Source organism: Paenalcaligenes sp. Me131 (assembly GCF_050487225.1).
In the GTDB taxonomy this organism is placed as follows: domain Bacteria; phylum Pseudomonadota; class Gammaproteobacteria; order Burkholderiales; family Burkholderiaceae_B; genus Paenalcaligenes.
The window spans coordinates 47,457-67,266 of sequence record NZ_JBKQGY010000005.1 but is presented as its reverse complement, the minus strand read 5'-3'; the positions used below and the strand labels follow the sequence as shown (position 1 = coordinate 67,266).

Annotated in this window: 17 protein-coding genes; 11 read left to right on the top strand and 6 right to left on the bottom strand. The window is 50.1% G+C overall.

Annotated elements, in window-relative coordinates; translation table 11 throughout:
• Positions 1–95 precede the first annotated feature (95 nt).
• The 6 genes from rimP to typA all read left to right on the top strand — a co-directional run bounded on the left by rimP (position 96) and on the right by typA (position 8,230).
• Positions 96–587 (top strand): ribosome maturation factor RimP, encoded by a 492-nt coding sequence (gene rimP, locus ACLPHM_RS16670; RefSeq protein WP_430222337.1) that lies wholly within the window; start codon positions 96–98, stop codon positions 585–587.
• Positions 584–2,068 (top strand): transcription termination factor NusA, encoded by a 1,485-nt coding sequence (gene nusA, locus ACLPHM_RS16665; protein WP_430222336.1) that lies wholly within the window; start codon positions 584–586, stop codon positions 2,066–2,068. The genes rimP and nusA overlap by 4 nt, the downstream gene beginning before the upstream one ends.
• A 95-nt stretch (positions 2,069–2,163) precedes the next feature.
• Positions 2,164–5,202 carry a translation initiation factor IF-2 gene (gene infB, locus ACLPHM_RS16660; RefSeq protein ID WP_430222335.1) on the top strand — a complete coding sequence of 1,013 codons (3,039 nt, stop codon included), beginning with the start codon at positions 2,164–2,166 and terminating at the stop codon, positions 5,200–5,202.
• A 3-nt stretch (positions 5,203–5,205) separates the two neighbouring features.
• The gene (rbfA, locus tag ACLPHM_RS16655) at positions 5,206–5,619 is read left to right on the top strand and encodes a 30S ribosome-binding factor RbfA (RefSeq protein ID WP_430222334.1); all 414 of its coding nucleotides are present in this window, start codon (positions 5,206–5,208) and stop codon (positions 5,617–5,619) included.
• Positions 5,620–5,654: 35 nt separating this feature from the next.
• Positions 5,655–6,413, top strand: coding sequence for a tRNA pseudouridine(55) synthase TruB (gene truB, locus ACLPHM_RS16650; protein ID WP_430222333.1), 759 nt, complete (start codon positions 5,655–5,657; stop codon positions 6,411–6,413).
• Positions 6,410–8,230: a translational GTPase TypA gene (gene typA / locus ACLPHM_RS16645; RefSeq protein ID WP_430222332.1), complete on the top strand. Its 1,821-nt coding sequence runs from the start codon at positions 6,410–6,412 to the stop codon at positions 8,228–8,230. The genes truB and typA overlap by 4 nt, the downstream gene beginning before the upstream one ends.
• A gap of 458 nt (positions 8,231–8,688) precedes the next feature.
• On the opposite strand, the gene ACLPHM_RS16640 is transcribed toward typA, so the two are convergent.
• The 5 genes from ACLPHM_RS16640 to ACLPHM_RS16620 form a co-directional block, all read right to left on the bottom strand.
• Positions 8,689–9,456, bottom strand: a complete 768-nt coding sequence (locus tag ACLPHM_RS16640) for an ABC transporter ATP-binding protein (RefSeq protein WP_430222331.1) — start codon at positions 9,454–9,456, stop codon at positions 8,689–8,691.
• Between the two features lie 2 nt (positions 9,457–9,458).
• Positions 9,459–10,172 (bottom strand): histidine ABC transporter permease HisM, encoded by a 714-nt coding sequence (gene hisM / locus ACLPHM_RS16635; protein WP_430222330.1) that lies wholly within the window; start codon positions 10,170–10,172, stop codon positions 9,459–9,461.
• Complete coding sequence (locus ACLPHM_RS16630; protein WP_430222329.1) at positions 10,166–10,861, bottom strand: ABC transporter permease; 696 nt, start codon at positions 10,859–10,861, stop codon at positions 10,166–10,168. Before ACLPHM_RS16630 ends, hisM begins: the two co-directional genes overlap by 7 nt.
• A gap of 64 nt (positions 10,862–10,925) precedes the next feature.
• Positions 10,926–11,726, bottom strand: a complete 801-nt coding sequence (locus ACLPHM_RS16625) for a transporter substrate-binding domain-containing protein (protein WP_430222328.1) — start codon at positions 11,724–11,726, stop codon at positions 10,926–10,928.
• A 142-nt stretch (positions 11,727–11,868) separates the two neighbouring features.
• Positions 11,869–12,549 (bottom strand): LOG family protein, encoded by a 681-nt coding sequence (locus tag ACLPHM_RS16620; protein ID WP_430222327.1) that lies wholly within the window; start codon positions 12,547–12,549, stop codon positions 11,869–11,871.
• Between ACLPHM_RS16620 and polA the strand changes: the two genes are divergently transcribed.
• Entirely contained in the window at positions 12,548–15,310 is a 2,763-nt protein-coding gene (gene polA, locus ACLPHM_RS16615) for a DNA polymerase I (protein WP_430222326.1), read from the top strand. The genes ACLPHM_RS16620 and polA overlap by 2 nt on opposite strands.
• 144 nt (positions 15,311–15,454) lie before the next feature.
• On the opposite strand, the gene htpX is transcribed toward polA, so the two are convergent.
• The gene (htpX, locus tag ACLPHM_RS16610) at positions 15,455–16,330 is read right to left on the bottom strand and encodes a protease HtpX (protein ID WP_430222325.1); all 876 of its coding nucleotides are present in this window, start codon (positions 16,328–16,330) and stop codon (positions 15,455–15,457) included.
• 194 nt (positions 16,331–16,524) lie between these two features.
• Here htpX and ACLPHM_RS16605 point away from each other — a divergent pair, with 194 nt between their 5' ends.
• The 4 genes from ACLPHM_RS16605 (at position 16,525) to ACLPHM_RS16590 (ending at position 19,727) form a co-directional block, all read left to right on the top strand.
• On the top strand, positions 16,525–17,406 hold the full coding sequence (locus ACLPHM_RS16605; RefSeq protein ID WP_135862659.1) for a DMT family transporter: 882 nt from the start codon (positions 16,525–16,527) through the stop codon (positions 17,404–17,406).
• Between the two features lie 14 nt (positions 17,407–17,420).
• A complete protein-coding gene (locus ACLPHM_RS16600) occupies positions 17,421–18,275 on the top strand; it encodes a sulfurtransferase (RefSeq protein WP_430222324.1) in 855 nt (284 codons plus the stop codon).
• 278 nt (positions 18,276–18,553) lie between these two features.
• On the top strand, positions 18,554–18,811 hold the full coding sequence (locus tag ACLPHM_RS16595; RefSeq protein WP_430222323.1) for an exodeoxyribonuclease VII small subunit: 258 nt from the start codon (positions 18,554–18,556) through the stop codon (positions 18,809–18,811).
• A 1-nt stretch (position 18,812) separates the two neighbouring features.
• A complete protein-coding gene (locus tag ACLPHM_RS16590; RefSeq protein ID WP_430222322.1) occupies positions 18,813–19,727 on the top strand; it encodes a polyprenyl synthetase family protein in 915 nt (304 codons plus the stop codon).
• The last annotated feature ends 83 nt before the right edge of the window (positions 19,728–19,810 follow it).

Genomic DNA, 19,810 nt, shown 5'->3' with positions numbered 1-19,810 from the left:
GTATCATCATTATTGTATGTAATGTCAGATACTTACCGGATCTAAGCTTTTAAGGTAGCAGTGGGCTGGCAGTCAGCCCATTTTTTTTGGATTTTATGGCAGATATTTTCGCTTTAACACAGGAAGCCTTGCTAGGCAGCGACATCGAGTTGATCGATGTAGAGCGCGCGCCGCTGGGCGTGTTGCGTGTCGTGATTGATCACCCGGAAGGGGTGAGCATTGACCATTGTGAATGGGTGTCCAAACAGCTGTCGCGCGTTTTTGAAGTAGAAAACGTCGATTACGGTCGTCTGGAAGTGAGTTCTCCTGGTATAGATCGTCCGCTGCGAACATTGCGCGACTTTGTACGCTTTGCCGGTGCTAGGGTAGAACTGCGCTTTTACGAGGCGGTGGATAACCAGAAAGTGTTTAAGGGTGTGTTGATCAGCCCTGATGACGTCACTGTGGATAATGTGGACGCCGACACCAAATTCGTGTTGGAACTAGAGCAAGCCTCTGGCGATGTCAGAGACCTGACTTTCACATTTGACGAAGTGGATCGTGCCAAATTGGATCCCGTTCTTGATTTCAAGGGTAGAAAGCGATGAGTCGCGAAATTCTTTTGCTAGTTGATGCGCTGGCGCGTGAAAAAGGTGTAGAAGCGGATGTGGTGTTTGGCGCCCTAGAAGGTGCGTTAGCGTCTGCAATGAAAAAACGCTTCGACGACGATGCCGACATACGGGTAGCGGTTGATCGCGTAACGGGCGAGCACGAAGGCTTCAGACGTTGGTTAGTGGTGCCTGATGAGGCTGGCCTGCAAGAGCCTGATCGTCAAGAAATGTACAGCGATGCGATTGAAATCGTGCCTGATGTGCAAATTGGCGACTACATTGAAGAGGCCTTGGAGCCTATAGAATTTGGACGTATCGGTGCACAAGCCGCTAAACAGGCTATTTTGCAGCGTATACGTGATGCAGAGCGCGAACAGGTGTTGAATGACTTCCTGGATCGTGGTGAAAAAATTGTGTCTGGTACGGTTAGACGCATTGATAAGGGCGATGCCATCATTGAGATGGGTAAAATCGAAGCCCGTTTGCCACGCAGCGAAATGATCCCCAAAGAAAATATTCGTATGGGTGACCGCGTACGCGCTTTGGTAAAAACAATTGACCGCACTGCACGTGGTCAGCAGGTGATTCTGTCTCGTACCGCTCCTGATTTCATCAAGGAACTGTTCGAGAACGAAGTGCCTGAGATTGAACAAGGCTTACTGGAAATTAAAGCAGCTGCTCGTGATGCGGGTGTGCGCGCTAAAATTGCCGTTATTGCCTACGATCAACGCATTGATCCTATTGGTACATGTGTAGGTATGCGTGGGTCGCGAGTCACTGCCGTTCGTAACGAACTGGGCGGTGAGCAGGTTGATATCGTTCTATGGGCAGAAGACCCAGCCGAATTCGTGATTGGTGCTTTGGCTCCAGCGCATGTGGAATCCATCGTGGTCGATGAAGATAAACATGCTATGGATGTCGTGGTTGATGAAGAAAACTTGCCTAAAGCTATTGGTGCTCGTGGTCAAAACGTACGTTTGGCTTCCGAACTAACAGGCTGGCAAATCAACATCATGACACCAGAAGAAAGCCAGAATCGTCAGGAAGAAGAACGTCGTGAACTGCAAAATATGTTCATGCAACGTTTGGATGTAGATGAAGGCATTGCTGATGTGCTGATCGACGAAGGTTTTAGCGGTTTGGAAGAAGTGGCGTACGTGCCATTGCAAGAACTGCTGGATATCGATGCCTTTGATGAAGACACTGTAAATGAGTTGCGTACACGTGCTCGTAACGCGCTGCTTTCTGAGGCTATTGCCAAAGACGAGCTGGTGCAAACAGTAGAGAAAGACCTGTTGGAAATTGAAGGGATCACTCCTGATATCGTGGCTGTACTGGCTGAAAAGCAAGTCACCACCTTGGATGATTTGGCCGAGTTGGCGACAGACGAACTGTCCGAAATGACTGGCCTAAATGCCGAAGACGCTAGCAACCTAATTATGCGTGCACGAGCCCACTGGTTTGATGGTGACGCATGATAACGTTGCAGCAGGTCGGCCTGCTCTAGAGAGGAGAGCCGACTATCAGGGGTTGTTATTAATAGAATAAGTAGTTGTAAGCAAGAGAGAGTCGAATGCCGAGTAACACAGTCGCCCAGTTCGCTCAAGAACTGAAAATGCCTGCAGAATCGTTGTTGGAGCAATTGCGTGCTGCAGGTGTTCAGCTCAGATCGGTAGACGATTCCGTCACCGAAGCAGATAAGGCGAAGCTGCTGGAGTCATTGCGTGGTAATAAAATTACGCTGACTCGTCGCAAAACCTCAGAAATCCGCCAAGCTGACGGATCAGGGCGTTCTCGCACTATTCAGGTAGAAACCCGCAAGAAACGCGTATTTGTGAAACGGGATCCGGCAGAGCTTCTTGCTGAAGCTGCTAAAGCAGCCCGTGATGAAGAACAAAATGTGGCTGAATCCGTTGAAGCCACACCGGTAGCAGTAGAAAATACTGCTCCAGTAGTAGAAGCAAGTAAACCTACTACGGCGCCAGAACCTACTCCTGAAGTAGTGGCTGAAGCACCTGTAGTAGAAACTCCTAAACAAGAGCCCGCTCCTGTGCAGGAAACTAAAGTTGAGGCCCAGCCAGAGCCCGTTAAAGCGGCACCGGTTGTTGAAACTCAAAAAACCGAACCGACTGCAGAAACAGCAGCCAAGGAAGAACAGGTACGGCAACCTGTATCGCCCGCTGTCAGTCAGTCTGAAGAGCAAGTGCCTGAAGTTACATCACAGGTAGAGCAAGAAACGCCTGTGAAGGCAGAACAAACTGAAGAGCTGGATAACGTGGCCGTTAAGAACAAGCCTGTCAAAGACACCCCTACAGCGAAAGCTGACAATCAAACTCGTAGCCCAAAACCGCAAGGTGGAGCGAATGCGCAGCGCAGTGGACAAAATCAGTCCGGTGCTAACCGTCATTCCGATCGCCCTCAAGGTGCTGGCCGTCCGCAATCTAGCGGCAATCCAGCGGCGACACGCCGACCAGCTCCTCAGGCTGCAGTGGGTGAAGGCGGCGATCGTGATCGCGCACGCTCAGCAGCAGAAGCTGAAGCAGCAGCAATCAGTGAGATGCTGAATCGTCCTCGCAAAGTATTGCGTGCGGCTGAAAGCCAGGATGCTGCGCGTAAAGCGGGCAAACCAGCTACGAAGAAAGACACTAAAAATGGCGATGTCGCCAAGAAAGCAGCACCTAAGCCTGCAGTGAAAGGCGAAACCGGTTGGGTAGGCGATAGCCGTCGTAAACAACCTTCTAAAGCTGAAGTGGCTTCTGCCTCTACTGAACGCGAAGCATGGCATGCCAATACTCGTGGTGGTAGACGTGGTCGTGGCCGTCAAGGTCAAGCTGAGCAGCAACAGCAGGTAGTAGAAGCAATTGTTCGCGAAGTTGCTGTTCCTGAAACCATTACGGTTGCTGATCTGGCCCACAAAATGGCCGTAAAAGCAGCTGAAGTGATCAAGCATCTGATGAAGCTGGGTCAAATGGTGACAATCAACCAAGTGCTGGATCAAGAAACAGCCATGATCTTGGTTGAAGAAATGGGTCACAAAGCCATTGCTGCCAAACTGGATGATCCTGAGTCCTTCTTGGAAGACCAGTTCACTGGCGAAATCGAAGAGGGCCCTCGTGCTCCAGTGGTTACTGTGATGGGTCACGTTGACCACGGTAAAACTTCTTTGCTGGATTACATCCGTCGCACGAAAGTGGCATCGGGTGAGGCTGGTGGTATTACCCAGCACATTGGTGCGTACAACGTTAAAACAGAACGTGGCAACGTTACATTCCTAGATACCCCCGGTCACGAAGCCTTTACGGCCATGCGTGCTCGCGGTACCAAAGCGACTGACGTTGTAATTCTGGTTGTAGCGTCTGATGACGGTGTGATGCCGCAAACACGTGAAGCTATTCACCACGCTCGCGCCGCTGGCGTACCGCTGGTTGTAGCAATCACTAAAGTAGATAAACCTGAAGCCAACCCTGAGCGCGTGAAGCAAGAGTTGTTGGTGGAAGAAGTGGTGCCAGAAGAGTACGGTGGCGATGTGCCTTTCGTACCTGTATCGGCACGCACTGGTGATGGTATTGATGACCTGTTAGAGCAAGTGCTGCTGCAAGCAGAAATGCTAGAGCTGAAAGCACCTATAAATACTCCTGCACAAGGTACTGTGATTGAAGCACGTCTGGATCGCGGTCGTGGTCCTGTAGCAACTGTATTGGTTCAAACTGGTACATTGCACCACGGTGACACCGTGTTGGTAGGTGCTAGCTTCGGTCGTATCCGTGCGATGGTGAATGAAACAGGTAAGTCCTTGAAAGAAGCTGGTCCATCTATGCCTGTTGAAATTCAAGGTCTGACCGAGGTTCCCGCCGCTGGCGATCAGTTGATTGCAATGCAAGACGAGCGTAAAGCACGTGAAATTGCGTTGTTCCGTCAAGGTAAGTTCCGTGATGTGAAACTGGCTCGTCAGCAAGCAGCGAAATTGGAATCCTTGTTCGAGAATATTGGTGAAGGTGCACAGACTCTGTCGCTGATCATCAAAACTGACGTACAAGGCTCTCAGGAAGCGTTGGTATCTTCCTTGCTGAAACTGGCAACAGACGAAGTGAAGGTTCAAGTTGTGCACGCCGCAGTCGGTGGTATTTCCGAAAGCGACATCAACTTGGCTATCGCATCCAACGCAGTAGTTATTGGCTTTAACGTACGTGCAGAGCAAAGCGCACGTAAACTGGCCGAATTGAACGGTATTGATATTCGCTACTACAACATCATTTACGATGCGGTAGACGAAGTGAAAGCAGCCTTGTCCGGCATGTTGACACCAGAGAAACGCGAAGAAGTTATCGGTATGGTAGAAATTCGCGAGGTGTACCACATTTCCCGTATCGGGAGTGTGGCTGGTTGTATGGTTACCGAAGGCATCGTCAAGCGCGATTCTCAGGTACGTCTGCTGCGCGACAACGTGGTGCATTGGACGGGCCATCTCGAATCCCTGCGACGCTTCAAGGATGATGTCCGTGAAGTACGCCAAGGTTTCGATTGTGGTATCACCTTACGTGGTAATAATGATATTCAAGTGGGCGACCAGCTAGAGATCTTCGAGATCAAGGAAATCGCCCGGTCACTGTAATTCATGGCAAGACACAAAAATAAAGCTGGCGGCGGACGTAATGTCCGCTTAGCCGACCAAATTCAAAAAGATTTGGCTGTGCTGATTCAGCGAGAGATAGATATGTCTCGTGCTGGTCTAATCACGCTGACAGAAGTTGAACTGTCAGCGGATTACGCACACGCTAAAGTATATTTCACAGTTTTCGGCGCTGAGCCACAGACTGCAACTGAAGTACTGAATGCCAAGGCAGGCTGGTTGCACTCGCAGCTATACCGCTTGTTGCATATTCATACTGTTCCTACTCTGCGTTTCTTCTACGATGATCACGTGGTGCGTGGCATGGCCATGTCTAAACTGATCGATGAAGCAAACCGTTCTTCTTTCAGTACGGCTACTGACGCTGTTCCTGACGATCCTGACGACGACCAAGCCTGAGTCGGCGCGTCGTTTTTTAGCGGAAAATAAATACGATGGCGAGGCGACAACGCGGACGTGTGCTCGATGGTGTGCTGTTGCTGGACAAAGCAGAGGGATTGTCCAGTAACCACGCATTGCAACGCGCCCGACGAGCGATGGATGCTCGTAAAGCAGGCCACACTGGCACTTTGGATCCTTTTGCTACTGGGTTGTTGGTGTGCTGCTTTGGTAAAGCGACTAAGATTTCTGGACTGTTATTGGATGCTGATAAAGCATACGAAGCAGAGCTTACCTTTGGCGCAGAAACTGACTCTGGTGATTTAACTGGTACGGTGGTTGCGACGGCAGAGCTGCCTGATGGCGGTGCAGACGTAGAAGCAGTAAAACAAGTATTGCAAGACTTCTTAGGTGAAATTCAACAAATTCCACCTATGTACTCGGCCTTAAAGCGTGATGGTAAGCCGCTGTATGAATATGCACGGCAAGGCATAGAACTGGAAAGACCACCTCGTACCATAACGATTCATCGTATTGAGTTGTTATCGTGCGAAGGGAACACTGCGCGTATTGCAGTGGAGTGCAGCAAAGGCACGTATATCCGAACTTTGGCACAAGATATTGGTCAACGTTTAGGTTATAGGGCTCATCTGACGGCGTTGCGTCGTACAGCTGTGGGACCTTTTTCATTGGATAAGGCGGTAACGCTGGACACAATACAGGATTCTGAGGAACCTGAATCCCTTTTAATCGGGCTGGCTGATTTACCCGAAACGCTACGCCCAGCTAACCTTAACCTTAAGGAAACATTATGAGTCGCGCATTGCGCAATGTGGCTATTATTGCTCACGTAGACCACGGGAAAACGACCCTGGTTGATCAGCTTCTGAAACAGTCTGGCACGTTTCGTGCGAATGAACATGTTAGCGATCGCGTTATGGACTCTGGCGATATCGAGAAAGAACGCGGTATCACTATCTTGGCCAAAAACTGCGCGGCAGAGTTTGAGGGTACACACATCAACATTATTGATACCCCCGGACACGCTGACTTCGGTGGTGAGGTAGAGCGTGTACTGTCGATGGTTGACGGAGTGTTGTTGCTGGTAGATTCGGTAGAAGGCCCTATGCCTCAAACCCGTTTCGTAACCCGCAAAGCGTTGGAACTGGGTCTGAAACCTATAGTGGTGGTGAACAAAGTTGACCGTCCAGGTGCGAGACCAGATTTCGCTGTAAACGAAACATTTGATTTGTTTGACAAGTTGGGTGCTACAGAAGAGCAGTTGGACTTCCCAATTGTTTACGCTTCAGGTTTGTCCGGCTACGCCGGTTTGACTGACGATGTGCGTTCCGGCGATCTTCGCCCACTGTTCCAAGCTATTTTGGACCACGTGCCTCAACGTGAAGATGACCCAGATGGTCCATTGCAGTTGCAAATCTGTTCATTAGACTACAGCAGCTACGTCGGTAAGATCGGCGTTGGTCGTGTAAACCGTGGTCGTGTACGCGCTGGTCAAGACGTAGTTCTGAAATTTGGTCCTGAAGGCGAACCTATCAAAGGTCGTATCAACCAAGTTCAAACCTTTAAAGGTGTGAACCGTCAACAAGTGGAAGAAGCTCAAGCGGGTGACATCGTACTGATTAACGGTATTGATGAAATCGGTATTGGCTGCACACTGATGGATCCCGCACACCCAGAAGCTCTGCCATTGCTGCGCATTGATGAGCCTACACTGAGCATGAACTTCATCGTGAACTCCTCGCCATTGGCAGGCCGTGAAGGTAAGTTTGTGACCAGCCGTCAGATTCGTGACCGCTTGGATTTGGAATTGAAATCCAACGTGGCGTTGCGTGTGAATGAGACAGGTGACGATACTGCATTTGAAGTATGTGGCCGTGGTGAGTTGCACTTGACCATCTTGTTGGAAAACATGCGTCGTGAAGGTTACGAGTTGGCGGTATCCCGTCCACGCGTGCTGATCAAAGAAGAAAACGGCGTGAAGATGGAACCCTACGAGCACCTGACAGTGGACGTTGAAGACGGTCACCAAGGTGGTGTGATGGAAGAGTTGGGTCGTCGTCGTGGTGACTTGCAAGATATGATCCCTGATGGTCGTGGTCGTACACGTTTGGAATACCGTATTCCTGCACGTGGTTTGATCGGCTTCCAAGGCGACTTCATGACACTGACACGTGGTACAGGCTTGATGAGTCACATTTTTGACTCCTACCAGCCTATGCGTGAGGGTTCCGTGGGTGAGCGTCGTAACGGCGTGCTGATCAGCCAAGACGATGGTGAAGCAGTAGCTTACGCTCTGTGGAAACTGCAAGAGCGCGGCAAAATGTTCGTTTCGCCTAACGACCCCGTTTACGAAGGTATGATCATCGGTATTCACAGCCGTGACAACGACCTGATCGTGAACCCAATTCGTGAGAAGAAACTGACTAACGTTCGTGCATCCGGTAAAGATGAGCACATCGACCTGATTACACCGATCCGTTTGTCCCTGGAATACGCTGTAGACTTTATTGATGACGATGAATTGGTGGAAGTAACACCTAAATCTATCCGTCTGCGTAAGCGTCACCTGAAAGAGCATGAGCGTCGTAAGTTTGCTCGTGAAGAAGCATAATCAGGTAAGCGGTATTTAGCTGGCAACAGCTAGAAGAAGCCCATGAGTCCTTTTGGATTTGTGGGCTTTTTTGTTTTGAGACACTACGGATGCCATAGCCTCGTAAGTAATTTGAGGCAGAGAGGGCAGTGCTTTCTCTAGAGGATTGTGTTGGGTCTTAGCAAGTTTAGGGCGAGTGAGTTGTGCTAGCGAGTTCATAGCACACGCTGGGGCTGCGGCTATCATCGTAAAGCTCATGGGATCACTCGTTGCTACGCTACCAAAAACCTCTCAAATACCACAAGCAATGTTTACATAGCGAGCCTCTAACTGCAGTACGGTTTGCAGTAGCAGGCAGGCATCAAAATTGCTTCCAAACATCCAGCCGCAATAAAAACGCCCTTCATAGAAACTCCTATGAAGGGCTTTTTAGATACAGGTTGTGCAGCTAATCAACAGACACCCAAGTTAGGCAATCATCACTTCAAATTACCCGTCAGGAATTGCTTTAATCTATCGCTTTGTGGCGTATCCAGCACGGCTGATGGGCTGCCGCATTCCTCTACTACACCTTGGTGTAAGAACACGACGTTATTGCATACTTGACGCGCAAAACCAATCTCGTGCGTCACAATCAGCATGGTACGGCCTTCTTCGGCCAGCTGTTGCATCACCTTTAACACTTCGCCCACTAACTCAGGGTCCAGTGCCGAAGTAGGCTCGTCAAACAGCATCACTTCAGGTTCCATCGCCAATGCACGCGCTATAGCCACACGTTGTTGCTGACCGCCTGACAAATGGGCAGGGTATTGTGTTTCAACGCTGGTGGGCAGTCCTACTTTATTTAAGTAGTGGCGTGCACGCTCCATGGCTTCTTTCTTGGATACTTTCAGCACATGAGTAGGTGCTTCCATGACGTTTTGTAAAACGTTCATGTGGCCCCAGAGATTGAAGTGTTGGAACACCATCGTCAGACGTGTACGCATATCGCGCAGCATTTTTAAGTCTGATACACGAATCGTGCCGTTGTCTTTAGTGACAGCGTGAATGGTTTGGTCGTTGAGTTGTACGCTGCCTTGATCAGGAATTTCCAGAAAGTTAATACAGCGTAAAAACGTACTTTTACCTGAGCCACTGGAACCAATAATGCAGGTGACATCACCAGCATTGGCATCCAGCGAAACACCTTTCAGCACTTGATTCTGCCCGTAGGCTTTATGAATGTTTTTAACTTGCAGTTTTTGCATGACTAAGGCTTCAGGGGTTGCATAGATAACAGTGTACGTTTTTCAACGAGACGGAATAGGCCTACCAGTACCACAGTAATAGCAAGGTACAGTAGGGCAGCTAAACCGTAAGCGGCAAAGGTTTCGTAGGTGGCCGAATTGGCATCCCTAGCGATTTTTAAGATGTCTGGCACAGTGGCTGTAAATGCCAGCGATGTGGCATGCAGCATCAAGATGACTTCGTTACTGTAAGCGGGCAGGGCACGGCGTAATGCTGAGGGCAAGATAACGCGTCGGTACATGGTGGTACGGGTCATGCCGTAGGCTCTGGCAGCATCGATTTCACCAGCAGGAGTAGCTCTGATTGCACCGGCAAAGATTTCGGTGGTGTAAGCCACGTTGTTCAACACCAGCGCCAACACCATACAGTTAAAGCCGCTTTGGAAGAACGACGCTAAGCTTGGGGTTTCTTTGATGAAATCCAAGCCGTACAAGCCGCCGTAGATAAACAGTATCTGTACGTATAGGGGAGTGCCTCTAAATACGTAGGAGAACAGCCAAATGGGCTTAGAAACGTACCAGCGGGCGGAGTTACGGCCAATGGCGGTAAAGATAGAAAGGATAAATCCAAAAAACAGCGATAGCGCAAGTAGCCACAAGGTGACAGCTAGGCCGGACCATTGCCCGTGATTGCTATACAGGTACGCGCGCCAAAATTCGTCAATCACCGTTACCATAGTTCTGCCTTTTTAATGCCCACAGAATAACGACGATTCAGAAGGTAAAACACACTGTTCGACAGGGTGGTCAACGCAAGGTAGATCAAGCCTGTGATGGAAATGAACAGGAACATGTGGAAGGTCACATTACCCGCATTTTGGGCGACTTTTACCAAGTCATTCAGCCCAATAAGTGAGACCAAGGCGGTGGCTTTGAGCAGCACCAGCCAGTTGTTTTCTAAGCCAGGTAGAGCGTGACGCATCATCTGTGGAAAGAGGATGCGGCTAAATACTTGCCAACGCGACATACCATAGGCGATACCGGCCTCTAGTTGCCCGCGTGGCACAGCCATGAAAGCCCCTCTAAAGGTTTCGGTAAAGTAGGCGCCGTAGATGAAGCCTAGCGTGGCCACACCTGCACTGAAAGGCTCAATATCTATATAGGGTAAAGATAGAGCGTCTGTCAGATCGTTAAGGTAGAGTTGTAGGCTGAAGAAAATCAGCAATAACAGAACCAGATCGGGAATGCCACGAATGACGGTGGTATAGACTGCTGCGCCAAAACGCAAAAGGCGGCTAGGTGCAAATAGCTTGCAACTTGCCGCGCACAGTCCAAGCACTAGTGAAACCGCCAAAGACAGAACGGCTAATTGGATGGTTTCCAGTGTGCCTGCCAGCAACTGGGGACCATAGCCCATCAGGAACATAAAAAAGATCGCGCTAAGTACGAAGCAACCATTGTTGCCTCGTACGGGTTAAGAAAGAGTAGGGTTACGGTTGTGTGCTTGGTAGCTCAACGTTACCGGGTTCAAAGTACTTTGCAGTAATGGCAGCAAGTGTACCATCAGCTTGCATGTCGAGGATGGCTTGATCTACTGCATCTTTTAGCTTTTTATTGCCTTTACGCACACCAATAGCGATGGGTTCGTTAAGGATGGCGCTATCTTTAACGGTGTCGCCCATTAGGGTGAAGTTAGCCCCTTCGGGCTTGGTCAAGAAGCCTTGCACGGCATTAGGTGCTTCTTGGAAAGAGGCATCAATACGACCAGAAGCCAAGTCAATATAAGCGTTGGTGTAGCTTGGGTAAGCCACGACTTCTACCCCGTTGGGAGCCCATTCTTTACGTGCGTGGGCTTCCATGGTGGTGCCTTGCTGTACCCCAATGCGTAGGCCTTTCAGCGAATCGGCCGTGGGTTCTAATGTTTTGTCTTTGTTGGCAACCAGACGAGAGGCTACGACGTACAGCGGTGCGCTGAAATCAATGACTTTACGACGAGCGTCGGTGGCAGTCATGGTGGAGTGTGCCAAGTCAAATTTGCGAGCTTGCAAACCAGGGATCAAACTGTCAAAGGATTGATCAACCCATACGCACTCGGCTTGTAGGCGCTTACAGATTTCGTTACCGATCTCGATGTTGTAGCCCACAATTTCGCCAGAGGGATTCAGGTATTCAAACGGGGGGTAGCCCGCTTCGGTAGCGATACGGATTTCGGTAAAATCCTGCGCCGCTGCGGTAGCAGTCGCAGTGCTAAAAATAGCCAGAGCCAGAAAGCGCAGCAAATTCTTTTTCAAGATGCTCTCCTTGTGGGAATAAGCAGTAATAGTCTTAGGATGTAGTAGAAATCATAGCGGTAAGGCTATGTCTGCCAACACGTATAAACCCTGTATTTTACAAGAGGTTATAGAACCGGTTGGCAGAAATTGGTGCTGCACTTTAGTGAGGCAGTGTAGGCTCGCAAGTAGGCTCAATCGCAAACTGTGAGCAGCAGGCGTTAACCACTTGCATCACTTCATCTAAGTCGTCTGTCAGCGTGATCAAGTCTAGGTCGCCGGGGGAGATTAGCTTGTTGCCCAACAGGTGTTCACGTACCCAATCAAGTAGGCCACTCCAGAACGCGGTACCTACGAGTACAATGGGTGCTGCGGGCAGTTTACGTGTTTGTACTAGCGTAATAACTTCAAACAACTCATCCAAGGTGCCAAAACCACCTGGCAACGCAATATAGGCGGAGCTGTGCATGAAGAATGTCGCTTTTCTAGATACAAAGTATTCGAATTGCAGACTGTGTGTTTGGTAAGGATTATTGCTGGTCTCACGTGGTAGGCGTATGTTAAGACCAACGCTGCGACCGCCTGCTTCATAGGCGCCTTTATTGGCGGCTTCCATAATACCTGGGCCACCACCAGCGATCAGCATTAGACCGGCTTCAGCTAAGCGCTTGCCAAGCTCACATGCCATTTCATAATATTTATTGTCGGAAGGGATGCGAGCACTACCGAATACACTGATCCCAAAGCCTACTTCCTGTAGTGTTTCTGCGGCGTTTTTTAGTTCTGCTGATATAACGGGAATCTGCTCTGTGGCGGGTAAATGAACATTTTTAGTGTCAGACATGAAACAAACCTTATTATTAGTTGATGGATCCAGCTATCTGTACAGGGCATTCCATGCCATGCCGGATCTGCGTAACGCTCGAGGTGAGCCAACTGGTGCTCTCTACGGCGTCATCGCGATGATGCGTAAAATTTTGCAGGACTATGAGCCAGATTATATGGCCTGCGTGTTTGATGCTAAAGGTAAAACCTTTAGGGATGATCTATTTAGCGACTATAAAGCTAACCGACCATCCATGCCAACAGATCTGGCGCAGCAAATTGAGCCCATTCACCGTGCCGTGCGCGCATTGGGCTGGCCAGTTATTTGCGTGCCGGGCGTAGAGGCAGACGATATCATTGGCACACTGTCGGTGCAAGCATCTGCACAAGGTATTCATAGCGTTATTTCCACAGGCGACAAAGACTTGGCGCAGTTGGTGAATCCTCATGTTGAGCTCATTAACACCATGAATAATGAGCGTCAGGACATACAAGGAGTGATTGATCGCTATGGTGTACGGCCTGAGCAAATTATCGATTATTTGATGTTGATTGGTGACACCGCAGATAACATTCCGGGTGTACCTAAAGTCGGTCCTAAGACGGCAGCGAAGTGGTTAAATGAATATCAAACCTTAGATACGCTGATTCAACATGCTGACGAGATTAAAGGTGTAGCAGGACAGAACTTGCGCGACTTTATTCCTAGCTTCGACATGACTCGCAAACTGGTCACCGTGAAGCTGGATTGCGATTTGGGTGAGTTGCATGCGTCGTTAGATCAGTTGCGCCCCTTGCCGCTTGATAAAGACACGTTGTTGGATATTTACGAAGATTACGGTTTCAGAACGTGGTTGCGTGAGCTAACAGGTGACGCCACACGCATACCCGCCCAAGACGGCAGAGTCGCGCCACGCAAAGCGGCTACTGAGGTGCCTGCCACCGAGCAAGTCGAGTTGGTATTTCCTGAGGCGCCCGCAACCGTGCAGTATGAAACGGTGACAAACGAAGCAGCGTTGCAACGCTGGGTAGCCAAAATAGAAAAAGCTGAACTGACAGCATTGGATACCGAAACGACATCGTTGGATCCTATGCAGGCCAGATTGGTAGGGTTGTCGCTATCGGTACAGCCCGGTGAGGCGTGTTATATCCCTGTAGGGCATCAAGGTTGCGAGGTGATAGAGCAGCTTAGCCCTGAGGTGGTGCTGAGCGCGTTGAAACCCTGGTTAGAGTCTGAGAAGCACGCCAAGATTTTGCATCATGCTAAGTATGATGCGCATGTGTTGGCGACCGCAGGTATCAACCTGCGCGGTATCGCTGAAGACAGTATGTTGCAGGCCTATGTGCTGGATTCTCATTTGCGTGTCAACATGGATGATGTGGCACAGCGTTGGCTGAATGTACAAACTACGCCCTATGAAAGCATTTGCGGTAAAGGAGCCAAGCAAATTGCGTTTGCTGATGTGGCTCTCGATGTAGCCACAGCTTATGCGTGTGAAGATGCGGATATCACGTTGCGTTTGCATCAGGTGATGCGTCCCTTGATTGCTGCACACAAGGGGTTGGAAGATACCTATCAGTTAGAGCTGGCAACGTCCATCGTACTGACTACCATCGAAGCCAATGGCGTAGCCATCAACGCGGATGTGCTACACAAACAAAGCCACGAATTAGGTCAGCGTTTGTTAGAACTGGAAGCAGAAGCGTACGAATTGGCTGGTCAGCCTTTCAATATGAACTCACCTAAACAAGTGGGCGAGATTCTGTTCGACAAGCTGGGTATACCGGTTGTGAAGAAAACAGCCAGCGGTGCGCCGTCTACTGACGAGGGTGTGCTAACCGAGCTAGCCAATGACTACCCGTTGCCTAAGCTGATGCTTGAGCACCGTGGCATTGCCAAACTCAAGTCTACGTATACCGATAAGCTGCCCAAAATGGTGAACCCACGTACGCATCGCGTACACACCCGTTATGCGCAGGCAGCGGTAGTGACAGGGCGCTTGGCTTCGTCTGACCCTAACTTGCAAAATATCCCTGTGCGCACAGCCGAGGGGCGTAAGGTACGTGATGCCTTTATTTCGTCCTTAGGTAAGGTGGTGTCGGCTGACTATTCGCAGATTGAACTGCGTATCATGGCACACGTTTCTGGCGATAAAAACCTGCAACAGGTATTTATAGACGGTGGTGACGTGCACCGAGCAACTGCCGCCGAGATTTTCAGTGTCACACCCGAAGAAGTCACACCAGACCAACGTTATGCCGCTAAAGCCATTAACTTTGGTTTGATTTACGGCATGGGTGAGTTTGGTTTGGCCAACAACTTGGGTATTACCCGAGCAGCGGCTAAAGCCTATATTGATCGTTACTTCAACCGCTATCCCGGTGTGGCGCAGTACATGGAGAGCATCAAAGAGCAGGCTAAAGAGCAAGGCTATGTAGAAACGGTATTTGGGCGCAGATTGTCATTTCCTGAGCTGAAAACAGCTAAAGGTCCGCGTATGGCAGGTGCGTTACGCGCTGCTATTAATGCTCCTATGCAAGGTACAGCGGCAGACTTGATCAAGAAAGCCATGGTGGCGGTACAGAATTGGTTAGATCAAGAGCAGCTTAAAACCTTGATGGTGATGCAGGTACACGATGAGTTGGTATTTGATGTGCCTTTGGACGAAGTTGAGCGTTTGAAGGCCGCATTGCCAGACTTGATGTGCGGTATTGCGACCCTAGATATACCGCTAGTAGCCGAAGTAGGTGAGGGTGATAACTGGGGGCAAGCGCACTAAGGGAGTGTGACTGTAGTGATAGGCGTAGTACTTGCCATAAAAAAACGCCCGATGATGTCATCGGGCGTTTTTTGTTCAGGCTTAGGCCTGCGTGGGGCGTAGAAAATAGGGTTGCCACATTGTAGTGTGGCAGCCCTACCTGCATTATTGGCCTTGTTGCAGTGCTCGGATACGATCTTCAATAGGTGGGTGAGAGGCAAACAACGCCGCAATGCTTGCGCCGCCAGAAATACCAGAAGCCTCAAAGCTTTTTGGTAATTCACCCGCCTCTACGTTCCCCAAGCGAGCCAAGGCGCGAATCATAGGGGTGCGAGAACCTAGCAAGGAAGCAGAGCCAGCGTCGGCACGGTACTCTCGGCGTCTAGAGAACCAGGCCACAATGATAGAGGCCAAAATGCCGAAAATGATCTCACAGACTATAGAAGCAGCGTAATAGCCCATGCCTAGGCCGCGTTCGTTTTTCATGATGACGCGGTCTACAAAGTAGCCTACTAAACGAGCAAAGAAGATCACAAAGGTGTTCACTACGCCTTGGATTAAGGTCAGTGTCACCATATCGCCATTGGCAATGTGCGCCACCTCGTGGCCCAATACCGCCATGACCTCTTCTTCGTTCATGCTTTGCAGCAGACCTGTAGAAACAGCGACCAAAGAGTCATTTTTAAAGGCACCCGTAGCAAAGGCATTAGGAGCACCATCGTAGATGGCTACTTCAGGTCTACCAATGCCGGCGCGATCAGCCAGTTGGTGGACGGTGTCTACCAACCAGGCTTCTTGGGCATTACGTGGTGCGTGGGGATCAATCACGTGTGCACCCGTGCTGCGCTTTGCCATCCATTTACTGGTAAGCAACGAGATGATGGCTCCGGTAAAACCGATAATGGCAGAGAACACCAGTAAGGCAGTAGGGTCTAGACCTTCAGCGGTCAGGAATCGGCCTATGCCTAGTACGTTCATAGCGATGCTAAGAACCAGCATAACAGCCAAGTTGGTAGCTAGAAAAAGCAGAATACGAGTCATGGTTGATTACCGTGATGATCAGAAAAAATGGATAGACTGCTGCAGCACAGCGAAAGTCTTGATGTGGTTATTTTGCGAGAGTAACACCACATCCTAGTAGTTTACTGTGTTATATGCGGGTGAAGACTGCTATTGCAAGACAGGGGGAGTATAGTTTTAATCTTTGACTATTTTCCCTTCCAGCGGATTTCTGCATGCAATCGTTATGGATGTTGGTGGCCAGTTTCATGTTTGCCATCATGGGGGCAGGTATCAAGATCTCTGCCGAATATGATGCAAGCCTGGCACAAATTGTGTTGTTTAGGGGCTTGCCGTCTGTAATCTGTATTTTTGCGTGGGCGCAGTGGCGTCAACGTAGCTTACGACCAGTAAGCTGGAAAGCGCATATTCTCCGTAATTTGTTTGGCGTGACCTCCATGTGGGCAGGTTTCTTCGCGCTGACCAATCTAAGCTTATCCACAGCCGTTAGTTTGAACTATACCGGGCCGTTGTTTATCGGTATCTGGATGGTGTTCTTGGGCGGTATGCGCCGCGATTTTGTGCGGGTGTTTGCTGTGCTTCTGGGCTTTATTGGTGTGATTGCTGTATTGCGTCCCAGTATCAGTGAAGATCAGTGGTTTGCGGCGGCTGTGGGCCTAAGCTCAGGCGCGTGCTCTGCCGTAGCGATGATGCAGATTCGTCAGCTAGGCAAAATGGGTGAATCGGAGTGGCGCACTGTTTTTTGGTTCTCGGTCTTTGTCTGTGTTTCCAGCATAGGCGGGTTAGGCATACATGGTTGGCATGAACTGCCTTGGCAAGGATGGTTGGCGCTCTTGTGTGTTGGGGTGGCTGGCCTGGGCGGGCAGTTAGCGATGACACGAGCCTTTGGAGCGGGGTCTCCGCTGTTGTCGGCAGCACTGCAATACTCCACAATTATTTTTGCGTCATTACTCAGTATTGTGATCTGGAGCGATATACCAGATCTGCTAGCATGGCTGGGTATGGCGTTGGTGATTGCATCAGGGATGTTGTCATCGTGGCGTACCTACACAGAATCCAAATTGTTGCGTGGTGAGACGGCAGCAAAAAGTAAGTAAGGGAAGGAGTGGCTATGTATACCTATTTGATTAGCGCAGCAGAGCTAGAGCAAGAGCACCGTTCTGATTGGTTAGTATTTGATGTACGCCATGATTTGATGAATCCGCAGGCTGGGCGTAGTGCGTATCTGCAAGGGCATATTCCGGGTGCTAGATTTTTGGATAATGACTCAGACTTAGTTGGCAAACTTACCGGTAAAAATGGCAGACACCCGTTACCTGAGCGCGACAAGTTTGCCGACTTGATGCGTCAGCAAGGCTTAGAAAGTCAGACTCAGGTCGTGATCTACGATGCAGGTAATAGCATGTTTGCGGCGCGCTTGTGGTGGATGTTGCGCTGGTTGGGGCACGAAAAAGTCGCCATTTTGGATGGTGGTTGGCAAGCGTGGGTAGCCGAAAACGGTAAAGTGGAGACCGACGTATCGCAAGCTAGCGCTGAGCCGAGTCAGTGGGAAGAAAGTGCTAATCCCGATATGCCTACTGTTCAAGCTGCAGAGATATTGACCAACATAGAGCAGCCGCATTTTGTGGTGGTGGATGCACGTGCCGGTGAACGGTTTAGGGGCGAGGTAGAGCCTATAGATCCGGTGGCTGGCCATATTCCCGGCGCTATAAATAGGCCAAACAGTGCCAACCTACAAGCGGATGGTCGTTTTAAGCCTGTATTGGCATTGCGTGCAGAGTTCGCCTCGTTGTTGGCTGGTCGTCCTGCTGATCAAGTGGTGCATCAGTGTGGTTCTGGTATTACGGCATGTCATAACCTGTTTGCGATGGAATTGGCAGGGATGAACGGCTCTAAGCTGTATCCAGGTTCGTGGAGTGAGTGGGTTAGTGATCCATCCAGACCGGTGGCGGTAGGTGACGCCTAAGAGCAGAAGCGTTAGCACCCCAAAAAGCCTGATCTCGTAGGAGTTCAGGCTTTTTTTATGGCTGGCAGTGGTGCTGTGTTAGCGCTAGTAACTGCTCTGGAAGTGGCCTGTGCTGTGCGTAGAATGAAGGTTAAAGATGAGGGTACACCCCTAAAACCCTCTAGATTTAGCGCAGAGTAGTTACCCTTTAGGCATATGCCGTTAAAATGGCGAGGTTTGCCATGAATAAGGCAGGTTGGCTGGGGCGGTCAGACCGTCAAGCCTCAAAGGAAAATGCGATGAGTGATACACAAAACACAGATGCTGCGGGTGCACCGCTACCGGAAGATTACGAAGGGGCATTAGCCGAGTTGGAACAGTTGGTTCAACATTTGGAAAGTGGCGCGTTATCGCTAGAGCAATCCATTAACGCGTATCAGCGTGGTGTGGAGTTGGCTAAGGTTTGTCAGCAGCGCTTAGAAAAAGCGGAACAACAGGTAAAAGTGCTGCAGGGACAACTGCTCAAACCCCTTGGCGATAACGGCATAGAGGATTGATATGGGTGTAGAGAAAAGTGTAGGTGACGAGTGGTTGCAAGAGCGCGTGCAGCATATGGAGCAAGTGCTGGCAAGCATGTTGCCCGCCGAGGACGTAAAGCCTCAGCGTTTGCATCAAGCTATGCGTTATGCCGTTTTAGGCGGTGGTAAGCGTGTACGCGCTGCCTTGGTCTACGCGGCGGGTGAGGCAGTGTTGCAAGGCGCAGCCCCCACTGCTGCACAAGAAAAAGCCTTAGATCTGGCAGCTGCAGCCGTAGAGCTAATTCATGCATACTCGTTGGTGCATGATGATTTGCCCTGCATGGATGACGATACCTTGCGCCGTGGCCGTCCTACCGTACACGTGCAGTTTGATGAGGCCACCGCTATGTTGGCGGGCGATGCACTGCAACCGCTGGCGTTTGAGTTGCTAGCATCCATGCCAGTTGCGCCAGCACTGACCGTGCAGGCCGTAACGCTGTTGGCCAAAGCGGCTGGTTCGTTGGGTATGGCTGGCGGTCAAGCGATTGACTGTGAGAGCGTAGGCGTAGCGCTGACGTTAGAGCAACTGCAAGAAATGCATAGGCTGAAAACGGGCGCCATGCTGAAAACCAGCATTTTATTGGGTGGTATTGTCGCTGGGGCCAGTTCTACGCAACGCCAGATGCTAAATGATTACGGTAGTGCCATGGGCTTGGGTTTTCAGGTGATGGATGACATCCTTGATGTCACTGCTGATACTCAGACGCTGGGTAAAACAGCGGGTAAAGACGCCGAAGATAATAAGCCTACCTATGTGTCTATCATGGGGCTGGAAGAGGCCAAAGCCTTCTTGGCTTCCCTGCACGAGCAATCACGTATGGCGATTAGAGCGCTAGGTAATGGTGGTCAATATCTGAGCTATATGGCAGATTACATTGTTGGGCGGGCGTATTGATTGTTGAAAACGGGCGGCTGTGCTGCTCGCTATTTACGTCTACAATGATCAATTACCTGCAATTTGTATCAAGGCTTGCATAA

Excerpts from the sequence above, each read along its gene's own strand:
- rimP (WP_430222337.1), top strand. The coding sequence starts at position 96 with ATGGCAGATATTTTCGCTTTAACACAGGAAGCCTTGCTAGGCAGCGAC.
- nusA (WP_430222336.1), top strand. The coding sequence starts at position 584 with ATGAGTCGCGAAATTCTTTTGCTAGTTGATGCGCTGGCGCGTGAAAAA.
- infB (WP_430222335.1), top strand. The coding sequence starts at position 2,164 with ATGCCGAGTAACACAGTCGCCCAGTTCGCTCAAGAACTGAAAATGCCT.
- rbfA (WP_430222334.1), top strand. The coding sequence starts at position 5,206 with ATGGCAAGACACAAAAATAAAGCTGGCGGCGGACGTAATGTCCGCTTA.
- truB (WP_430222333.1), top strand. The coding sequence starts at position 5,655 with ATGGCGAGGCGACAACGCGGACGTGTGCTCGATGGTGTGCTGTTGCTG.
- typA (WP_430222332.1), top strand. The coding sequence starts at position 6,410 with ATGAGTCGCGCATTGCGCAATGTGGCTATTATTGCTCACGTAGACCAC.
- ACLPHM_RS16640 (WP_430222331.1), bottom strand. The coding sequence starts at position 9,456 with ATGCAAAAACTGCAAGTTAAAAACATTCATAAAGCCTACGGGCAGAAT.
- hisM (WP_430222330.1), bottom strand. The coding sequence starts at position 10,172 with ATGGTAACGGTGATTGACGAATTTTGGCGCGCGTACCTGTATAGCAAT.
- ACLPHM_RS16630 (WP_430222329.1), bottom strand. The coding sequence starts at position 10,861 with ATGTTCCTGATGGGCTATGGTCCCCAGTTGCTGGCAGGCACACTGGAA.
- polA (WP_430222326.1), top strand. The coding sequence starts at position 12,548 with ATGAAACAAACCTTATTATTAGTTGATGGATCCAGCTATCTGTACAGG.
- ACLPHM_RS16620 (WP_430222327.1), bottom strand. The coding sequence starts at position 12,549 with ATGTCTGACACTAAAAATGTTCATTTACCCGCCACAGAGCAGATTCCC.
- htpX (WP_430222325.1), bottom strand. The coding sequence starts at position 16,330 with ATGACTCGTATTCTGCTTTTTCTAGCTACCAACTTGGCTGTTATGCTG.
- ACLPHM_RS16605 (WP_135862659.1), top strand. The coding sequence starts at position 16,525 with ATGCAATCGTTATGGATGTTGGTGGCCAGTTTCATGTTTGCCATCATG.
- ACLPHM_RS16600 (WP_430222324.1), top strand. The coding sequence starts at position 17,421 with ATGTATACCTATTTGATTAGCGCAGCAGAGCTAGAGCAAGAGCACCGT.
- ACLPHM_RS16595 (WP_430222323.1), top strand. The coding sequence starts at position 18,554 with ATGAGTGATACACAAAACACAGATGCTGCGGGTGCACCGCTACCGGAA.
- ACLPHM_RS16590 (WP_430222322.1), top strand. The coding sequence starts at position 18,813 with ATGGGTGTAGAGAAAAGTGTAGGTGACGAGTGGTTGCAAGAGCGCGTG.